This is a genomic window from Microcoleus sp. ARI1-B5 (genome assembly GCF_036705795.1).
Classification (GTDB): domain Bacteria; phylum Cyanobacteriota; class Cyanobacteriia; order Cyanobacteriales; family Microcoleaceae; genus Microcoleus.
The window spans coordinates 178,733-187,114 of sequence record NZ_JAUBVK010000015.1; the positions used below are offsets into that span (position 1 = coordinate 178,733).

Consider the following 8,382-nt stretch of genomic DNA (forward strand, 5'->3'; position numbering starts at 1 on the left):
ATCTATGCTTTTTATGGGAGAATAACCTGAGATCAGCTGTTCTGGTCTTCGCTATCCATCGTATGATTAGATTCCCAAAAACCTTTTGGTGTTAGGCTTTGAGTTGGTTTTGAGTTTTTTGAGTTTTTTGACTTGTAACAAAACTTTATATTTTTCTCGGTGTAAGTTCTGTGGAGGGACTATGGGAAGGAATTCGCGTCGTGCAACTCAAGCAGGTATTAACCAAGCTGAACAGGCTCTTAAACGTAAGGTTTGGACAAAAAAACGTCTAGCCACAGAGGCTGGCTGTGGTTCTAATACAATTTCCAATTTTTTCAATGGTACTAAAATTGATAATCATTTTTTTAAGGGAATTTGCACGGCGCTAGATCTGGAGGAGCAAAAGATTGTTGATTTGTCTGAAGACGCTGAACCGAACCTAGATGATGATGAGCAAGCGCGATCTCTTTCTGCTCATCCTTTTCAAACGATAATCGACCAGAAAACCAAGGATTTCGTCGGGCGTGAATATGTATTCACGGAAATAGCAAAATTTATTAATAGCAAAACAAGCGGCTATTTCACTATCATCGGCGATCCTGGAATTGGGAAAAGTACGATTCTGGCGAAATATGTGCAGGATACTGGGTGTGTGGCTCATTTTAATGTAGAAAATGACGGCGAAAATCGCGCAGACCAATTCTTAGAGAGTGTCTGCAAACAACTAATCAAACAGTATCAACTATCCTATTCTTTGCCTTTACCTGCCGATGCCAAGAGCGATAACGTTTTCCTCAAAAACTTGTTAAAGGAAGTTGCCATAAAGAGAAACGGTAAACCCGTGGTGATTGCGGTTGATGCCTTAGATGAAGTTGACCAGTCCAGCCAAACAAACAAAAATGCTAATATTCTTTACTTGCCACGTTATTTGCCAAGCGGGATTTATTTTGTAACAACAGTTCGATGTGGAGTTGATGTACCATTAGTGACTGATGCAGCACAACAAATATTTAACTTGATGGACTATCAATCTCAAAGTCATGAAGATGTCTGCACCTATATTAGAAATCGAGTTGACGGTAGTGATAAGCTACGTCAATGGATTCAAATCCAGAACCTGACAGAACAAAATTTTATTGACGAAATTGCAGCTAGAAGTGAAAACAATTTCATGTATTTGTACTATGTTTTGTATGGAATTGAGGAGGATATATATCCAGACTTGAACCTCGATAGTTTACCTCTAGGCTTGCAGCAATACTATCAATTCCACTGGCAGAAAATGGGGATGAATGATATACCGCGTTCAAACGTCAAAATTAATGTTATGTATCATTTGGCAGAAAGCCGTCAGCCAATTTCATGCCAGCTAATCTCTGGGTATATTGGCGAAACTCCTTTGAAAGTACAGGATGTCTTAAAAGCATGGCTACAATTTTTACACAAGCGTACTATTGAAGGTGAAGTTTGCTACAGCATCTATCACCCTGATTTTTGGAGATTTTTGCATAAGCATGAAACTCTAGAGGCTGCACGGGTTTCGATTCAAAAAATTAACAAACAAAAGTCAGATTATTTGTGGAAGGGATTGCTTGGAGATGAGTAATTTAAAAGCACGGTTAGCCAATATGCCACCTGCCGAGAGACGAGATACTTTGGAAATGCCAATTTATCTAGCGAATGCAAGAGAGGCAAAGCGATTGCAGAGTTTGTTAACCAATTTTGATTTCATTGATGCTAAGATTTCTCACAAAGAGTTTGGAGTACAGGCACTAATTACAGATTATGATTTGGCTTTGCAACCTGATATTGAGATTTCTGAAGAGATCAAGGACAATCTGAAATTAATTCAAGATGCGATTAGGATGTCGGCTAATGCTCTAGCTGATGATAAAAACCAACTAGCAGGGCAATTAATGGGTCGTTTGCAACACTTTGCAACTCCAGAGATTAAAACCTTGTTGACCCAGGCAAAACAAAAAGAAGCTCCTATTCTTTATCCGTTAACTCCCAGTTTATTACCCCCTGGCATATCTGTAGTAAGGACTTTGACTGGACATAAAAGCACGACTGATTCATCAATTGGTAATGTATCAGCAGTAGCAATAGCAGAAACTCCTGAAAGAACATGGATAGTTTCAGGTTCATGGGATCATACTGTCAAAGTTTGGGATTTACGCACAGGTCAAGAGTTAAGACCTCTGACAGGGCATAATAGTTCGGTCTTATCTGTGGCTGTTACACCCGACGGCAAAAAAGTAATCTCTGGTTCAGCAGACAATACTATCAAAGTTTGGGATTTAGAGACAGGTCAGCAGTTACTTAATCTAACGGAACATAAGGAAAGAGTAAATGCTTTAGCAGTCACTCCTGATGGTAAAAAAATAGTGTCAGGTGCCGGGAAAAGCACTGCTTTGGCAGGTTGGACTTCATCAGACAATACTATTAAAGTATGGGATTTAGAAACTGGTCAGGAATTATTTACCCTGGATGGTCATACCGCTATGATTAATGCTGTTGCGGTGACTCCTGATGGTAGAAAAGTTATTTCTGCTTCAAGTGACGCAAGTTTAAAAATTTGGGACTTACAAACACGGGAGCAGTTACACACTTTAACTGGCCACAAAGGAATCTATGATTGGCGGAAAGGAGAAGTAAATGATATAGCTATTACATCTGATGGAAAGCAAGCTATCTCAGCTTCTTCTGACGACCCGTCTCTCATAATCTGGAATTTAGACTCTGGCGAAAAATTACAATCCCTGAAAGTGACTGCCGGAATACATGGACAAGGTGTTGTCGCTCTTACACCCAATGGCAAACTAGCAGTATCAGGCTGTTACAAAAGTATTTTAGTATGGGATTTAACGGATGAGGCTTGGCCTCGATATCGCACCTTGGGCGAACATACAGGGGATATAACTGCCGTAGCAGTGACTTCAGATGGGAAATGGGCAGTCTCAGCTTCTCAGGATAATACCCTCAAAATTTGGGATTTAGAGAATAAAAGAAAGTCACCCATTCTACCTGGACACAAATCTCTAGTAAAGGTAGTGGCAGTTACCCCTGATGGAACAAAAGCACTCTCAGTAGGTCACAAAGATATCAAAGTCTGGGATTTGCATATTGGCAGGGAATTGTTCACTTTGGAGGGGGTTGACGTTGAATTATTGGTATCTCCTTTAAATAAAATTATCACTTTTACTCCCGATCAACAACGAGTTATCGCAACCTCATTTCACGGTATCAAGGTTTGGAATTTGTGCAATGGTGAGGAATTGCTAAGCTTGAGAGGTCATAAAGATGATGTATTCGCTGTGGCGATTGCGCCAGACGGAAAAAAAGCGATCTCGGCTTCGCAGGATAAAAGTCTAAAAGTTTGGGATTTACAATCTGGAGTGGAAGTCATGTCTCTGATTGGACATAGCGAGATGGTAGTTTCTGTAGCTATCACTCCTGATGGAAAGCAAGTTGTCTCAGCTTCCTGGGATAAAACTCTAAAAGTTTGGAATTTAGAATCGGGGAAAGAGTGGAGAACTTTAATAGGACATACTGAGGTTATATGGGATTTGGCGGTCTCTCCTGATGGTAAAAAAGTAGTTTCCTATGGTAAAGATAGCATTAAAGTCTGGGATTTGCAATTAGGATCTGAGTTGTTAACCTTAAAAGGTTATGGTAAATTAAATAATTTTATATCTCTATATCCTGATGGTACGGCAGTAGTATGTCTTTTAGATAGAAACACTCTTCAAGTCTGGGATTTACAATCTGGTAGTAAGTTACTAACTTTAGCGGGTCATACTAACTCAGTACAAAGTTTGGCGATTACGCCAAATAACAAGTATGCCGTTTCAGCTTCTAGCGATAGATCTCTGAGAGTTTGGGATTTGCAGACTGGCGAGGCAATTGCCAGGTTCAATGGAGATAGTGCAATAAATTATTGTGCAGTCTCACCTGATGGAATGACTATCGTCGCAGGTGAAGAATCTGGTAGAGTACACTTCCTGCGTTTTAAGATGGATAATTCTGACATACTTACCGAACAGGATTGGATACTAGGTGAGTTACAAAAATCAGAGGAATTCCTTATTCAAGGTAGAGAATTATTAGATTCAGGAGAATACGAAGAAGCAATTAAGATATTCGATCGAGCTATACAGCTAAACCCCAACTTATACGAGGCTTGGTGGGATAGAGGTACAGCACTATCAAGGTTGGAGTTTTATTTCGAGGCAAATCAGTCATTTTGTAAAGCATCCGATATCATAGGCTTGAATCATGAAGACTTTGATATAATTTCAATGGACGCAATTGGAGCAAAGTACGATCTTGCTAGGCAAGAATACAAGAAAATAGTAGACTGCATAACTTCTGGCAGAGGCATAGATATACAAAATGCGATTAACAATTTAACTAAAATTCTGAAAATAGATAAGGATTTCGCCAAAGCTTACTGCCTCAGAGGTGATTTTCGTAATAAGGTAAAGGAGTATCAAGGCGCGATCGAGGATTTGACTAAAGGAATTGAGTTAAGTCCACAGTTAGCAAATACTTACAATCCTGTTCTTGCTAAGGCTTACTATCGTCGAGGCATTTATTTCCACAAGTCTGAAGAGTATCAAAAAGCAACTGAAGATTATGAGAATGCGATTCGGCTCGATCCGAATACAAGTCTTGCAAAAGTTTGTGCGGACTTGCTTGTATTTGCCTCTAATTGTCTTCCTTTGAACACAGGAATCAGATAATACATTAAGGCTGTACGGGAAGGGCTAATATTATAACTATTGATGGGCTTTCATATATTCTCTGAGTAAGGCGTTGATCTGGGTTTGATAACCACGACCTTGAGATTTAAACCACTCCAAAACATCACTGTCAATGCGTAAGGTAACTTGAGCTTTAGTCTTAGGGTTGGGCAAACCTTTCCGAACTACTGCTTTTGCGAACATTTCAGGCGTAATTTCAGGGCAATCAGAGAAATCAATATCTTCATCAGTCATGGCATCTAGGCGTTGCCAATCAGTTTGAGATTTGCTCGAAGTAAATTCGTTGTTCATATTTAGTTGCTTTTCTAGCGGAAATAATGCGGGTACATTCCTCTCGTTCTGTATGGACGATAGCGACTACTCGCCCTTGCAACAAACCAAAAGTCACAAACCTTTGCTCCCCATAACTGAATCGTTCGTCCTCAACCGTCAGGATTTCTCCATCAAAAACTACTGGAACGTCGATAAAGTCAATTCCATGTTTGCTAAGGTTGGTAAGACGTTTAGTCTCATCCCACTCAAATTCCATACCTTGATTGTCAATAGATATTGTAACTACAATTTGTCGTTACAGCCACTCACTTTATCACATCTTTGAATTGTGCCGATCGCGCCCTTTGCCCCCTTCACCCCTCCCCATCCCAGAAGTCACCACACCCCTGCGTACCCGACACAACAGCCGATCGAAACAAAACGCTAAAATAGTAGATCCTACAATTTGGGAGTTAATATTTGACACTTGCACTCGATCGCGAAAAAGTCCTAGCTTGGCTCACACAGCGCGTTCCTGCCGCCCGCATCACACACATCCTCGGAGTCGAACAGACAGCAGGAGACTTGGCCCGCCGTTACGGTATAGACGAAGCAAAAGCCCGAGAGGCAGGTTTGTTGCACGACGCAGCAAAATACTTTAAACCCCAACTGCTGCTACAAATGGCTCAGAAGGAAGGTTTAGAGTTAGACTCAGTGTTGGAAGCACACCCGCATTTGCTGCACGCAGACGCGAGCGCGATCGTCGCTAGAGACGAATTCGGGGTGGTCGATCGAGAAATCTTGGACGCAATCGCCAATCATACCCTCGGCCGACCAAACATGAGCCAGCTCAGTTGTACCGTATTTGTAGCAGACACTATAGAGCCGAGCCGCGGCAACACAGCCGAACTACAAGCACTGCGCGAGGCAAGCTGGCAAAATCTTTATGCAGCCGTGTGGCAAACTAGCGATTATTCTCTTAAATATTTGCTAGAAACTCGCTGCTACATCCACCCCCGCACCGTACTTACGCGCAATTGGGCGCTGCAAATGGCTCGCGAATCGCCGGAAACAGGAAATTCGACGGGAAAGTCGATCGAACAAATCACAAGTTAAAAGTAAAATTTACCAGCAATCCTGTACTTACTTTTGGCTTCAACCTAACTCCTATTTCCCTGCTCAAACTGCCAACAACCGAAAGCCAATAGCGCACCAATTCCCCCTTACCGTATCAATTAGGAACTTAAACACTTAATGTCAGATCTAACCCAACTCGAATACTCCCGGGCCCAGTCCACAGTAACGGACGCCACCACCCCAGACGAAGCCCGCGGCCTGATATTGACCGCTGCTGCCGCTGCCGATGACCGCAAAGCAGTTGATATTGTATTGCTGAGCGTAGCAGAAGTATCCTATCTAGCTGACTACTTTGCAATCTTCACCGGATTTTCCAACGTCCAGGTACGAGCCATCTCCCAAGCCATCGCAGACGAAGTAGAACAGGAATGGGGACGCTTGCCGCTGCGCACACAAGGGCTATCAGACGCCAGTTGGGTCGTCATGGACTACGGCGACGCGATTATCCACATTTTGAAGCCTCAAGAGCGCGAGTTTTACAATTTAGAAGCGTTCTGGGGACACGCCGAACGGATTGACTTTCCCACCGCGCCGAGAGGATCGCTAATGTGAAAAACGCTTCTGTTTCTATTTGTCCTGTTCCAGAAGAACAGCGCCCGGTTAATGAATACCAAGAACTTACAGAATCCTGGTTTTTTAGCTGGGTAACTCTCGATTGGCCCGCATATCTGGCAAAACTAGCTTGGGTATGGGGTTGGAGTTGCTTGGTATCCGGGCCCTTAGCAGCAGCCAGCTTTGCTCCCCTCAAGTATCCAGTTCAGTTTGCCCTCACCGCTACCGCTGGTGCCGGTTTTATTCTAGGATTAGCTTTGCTGCGGCTTTACTTGGGTTGGTTCTACGTGCGATCGCGCCTGGACAATCCCACAGTCGTCTACGAAGAGTCTGGCTGGTACGATTGTCAATCTTGGCCTAAAACTCCCGAAGTTTTAGCTCAAGACCAATTGATAGTCAACTACGAACTAGAACCCATTCTCAAGCGTCTGCGGCAGACATTTTATGGTTTGACAGTATTGCTGGTTGCCGGGGGACTAATTTGGAGTTGTGTGTAATCGTTCATGGTAACAGGGAAGTTTTGAGTCGTAGGGGCGGCGCCGTTTTGTGCCCGCCCGAGAGTTTTGAGTTAGAAACAATCGCCAAAAGATTAACTTCACAACTCGCAACTCAAAACTTCCTCCACCCCAATCTAAAATCTAAAATCTAAAATCTAAAATTGATATGACAAGGGGAAAACGAACCCAAGCTCCCGAATTGGAAGTCACACTGCTGCGGGAAGGTATTCCAGAATCTAGGCATCGCGCCCAGGCCGCTGTCTGCGACAAACGCGGCCGCGTTCTTTCGGTTGCCGGTAACTCGGAAACCGCGACATTTGTCCGTTCTTCTCTCAAACCGTTTCAAGCTTTGGCTGTGACGGCGAGCGGCACTTTGGAACGCTACGAATTGACCGATCGAGATTTAGCGATTATTTGCAGCTCCCATCAAGGTACGATCGAGCAATCGCGGCAGGTATTTAACGTCCTGTGGCGCTGCGACATTGACCCATCTAAACTTCAATGCCCCATTCCAGAAGGCAAAAAGAGCGCCCTGCAATACAACTGTTCCGGCAAACACGCCGGAATGCTGGCTGTCTGCCAGCAACTCCACTGGCCTCTGGAAACTTATTTGCGCCGCAAACATCCCGTCCAGCAGCTTATTTTGGGCAAAGTGGCTGACTTGCTGGCAATGCCTGCCGAAGAGTTTATCAGCGCTCGCGACGACTGCGGCGCTCCTACCTATCTCTTGCAGTTGGGACAAATGGCGTCTTTGTACGCTAAATTAGCCTCCGGCGACAATGTGGATATGGAGCGGATTGTCCGCGCTATGACTCACCACCCGATGATGGTTGCCGGTGACGGCAAATTTGACACGGAACTGATGCGCTTGACTCAAGGGGAATTGGTGAGCAAGTCCGGCGCCGAAGGGGTGCAGTGCATTGGCCGGGTTGGTGAAGGCATGGGCTTGGCAATTAAGGTCACGGATGGTGGCAAGCGCGCTCAGTTTGCTGTGGCGATTCACTTGCTCAAGCAGTTGGGCTGGATTACTGCGACGATCGCCGAAACTCTCTCGGATACTTACCTGACTCTCAGCGAGTTTAAGCGCTTGGAGGTAGTCGGCGAAGTTTCGATGCTTTAAGTTGTTCTGCATTTAACCATTTAACATTGTATATCTAGCTCCCCCTCTCCCCCTCTCCCCTCCCCCCCTCTCCCCCTCT

8 protein-coding genes are annotated in these 8,382 nt (G+C 44.0%); 6 read left to right on the forward strand and 2 right to left on the reverse strand.

Translation table 11 applies throughout. The features are described 5' to 3' along the window. Positions 1 to 181: 181 nt before the first annotated feature. Both QUB63_RS21450 and QUB63_RS21455 read left to right on the forward strand, forming a co-directional pair. Positions 182 to 1,585 (forward strand): ATP-binding protein, encoded by a 1,404-nt coding sequence (locus QUB63_RS21450; protein WP_332947328.1) that lies wholly within the window; start codon positions 182 to 184, stop codon positions 1,583 to 1,585. Then, a complete protein-coding gene (locus QUB63_RS21455) occupies positions 1,578 to 4,724 on the forward strand; it encodes a tetratricopeptide repeat protein (RefSeq protein ID WP_332947329.1) in 3,147 nt (1,048 codons plus the stop codon). Before QUB63_RS21450 ends, QUB63_RS21455 begins: the two co-directional genes overlap by 8 nt. A gap of 36 nt (positions 4,725 to 4,760) precedes the next feature. Here the strand turns inward: QUB63_RS21455 and QUB63_RS21460 are convergent, their stop codons facing one another. Next, positions 4,761 to 4,979, reverse strand: a complete 219-nt coding sequence (locus tag QUB63_RS21460; RefSeq protein WP_332947330.1) for a BrnA antitoxin family protein — start codon at positions 4,977 to 4,979, stop codon at positions 4,761 to 4,763. 19 nt (positions 4,980 to 4,998) lie between these two features. Next, positions 4,999 to 5,274 (reverse strand): BrnT family toxin, encoded by a 276-nt coding sequence (locus QUB63_RS21465; protein ID WP_332947331.1) that lies wholly within the window; start codon positions 5,272 to 5,274, stop codon positions 4,999 to 5,001. 203 nt (positions 5,275 to 5,477) lie between these two features. On the opposite strand from QUB63_RS21465, the gene yqeK reads away from it, so the two are divergent. The 4 genes from yqeK (at position 5,478) to QUB63_RS21485 (ending at position 8,303) form a co-directional block, all read left to right on the forward strand. Continuing rightward, the gene (yqeK, locus tag QUB63_RS21470) at positions 5,478 to 6,113 is read left to right on the forward strand and encodes a bis(5'-nucleosyl)-tetraphosphatase (symmetrical) YqeK (RefSeq protein ID WP_332947332.1); all 636 of its coding nucleotides are present in this window, start codon (positions 5,478 to 5,480) and stop codon (positions 6,111 to 6,113) included. Between the two features lie 138 nt (positions 6,114 to 6,251). Then, a complete protein-coding gene (gene rsfS / locus QUB63_RS21475) occupies positions 6,252 to 6,686 on the forward strand; it encodes a ribosome silencing factor (protein ID WP_332947333.1) in 435 nt (144 codons plus the stop codon). Then, entirely contained in the window at positions 6,683 to 7,183 is a 501-nt protein-coding gene (locus QUB63_RS21480) for a CGLD27 family protein (RefSeq protein ID WP_332947334.1), read from the forward strand. The genes rsfS and QUB63_RS21480 overlap by 4 nt, the downstream gene beginning before the upstream one ends. 166 nt (positions 7,184 to 7,349) lie before the next feature. After that, a complete protein-coding gene (locus QUB63_RS21485; RefSeq protein WP_332947335.1) occupies positions 7,350 to 8,303 on the forward strand; it encodes an asparaginase in 954 nt (317 codons plus the stop codon). Positions 8,304 to 8,382: the final 79 nt, after the last annotated feature.

Bases quoted from the DNA above. Each gene is read 5' to 3' on its own strand.
- QUB63_RS21450 (WP_332947328.1), top strand. From the start codon at position 182: ATGGGAAGGAATTCGCGTCGTGCAACTCAAGCAGGTATTAACCAAGCT.
- QUB63_RS21455 (WP_332947329.1), top strand. From the start codon at position 1,578: ATGAGTAATTTAAAAGCACGGTTAGCCAATATGCCACCTGCCGAGAGA.
- QUB63_RS21460 (WP_332947330.1), bottom strand. From the start codon at position 4,979: ATGACTGATGAAGATATTGATTTCTCTGATTGCCCTGAAATTACGCCT.
- QUB63_RS21465 (WP_332947331.1), bottom strand. From the start codon at position 5,274: ATGGAATTTGAGTGGGATGAGACTAAACGTCTTACCAACCTTAGCAAA.
- rsfS (WP_332947333.1), top strand. From the start codon at position 6,252: ATGTCAGATCTAACCCAACTCGAATACTCCCGGGCCCAGTCCACAGTA.
- QUB63_RS21485 (WP_332947335.1), top strand. From the start codon at position 7,350: ATGACAAGGGGAAAACGAACCCAAGCTCCCGAATTGGAAGTCACACTG.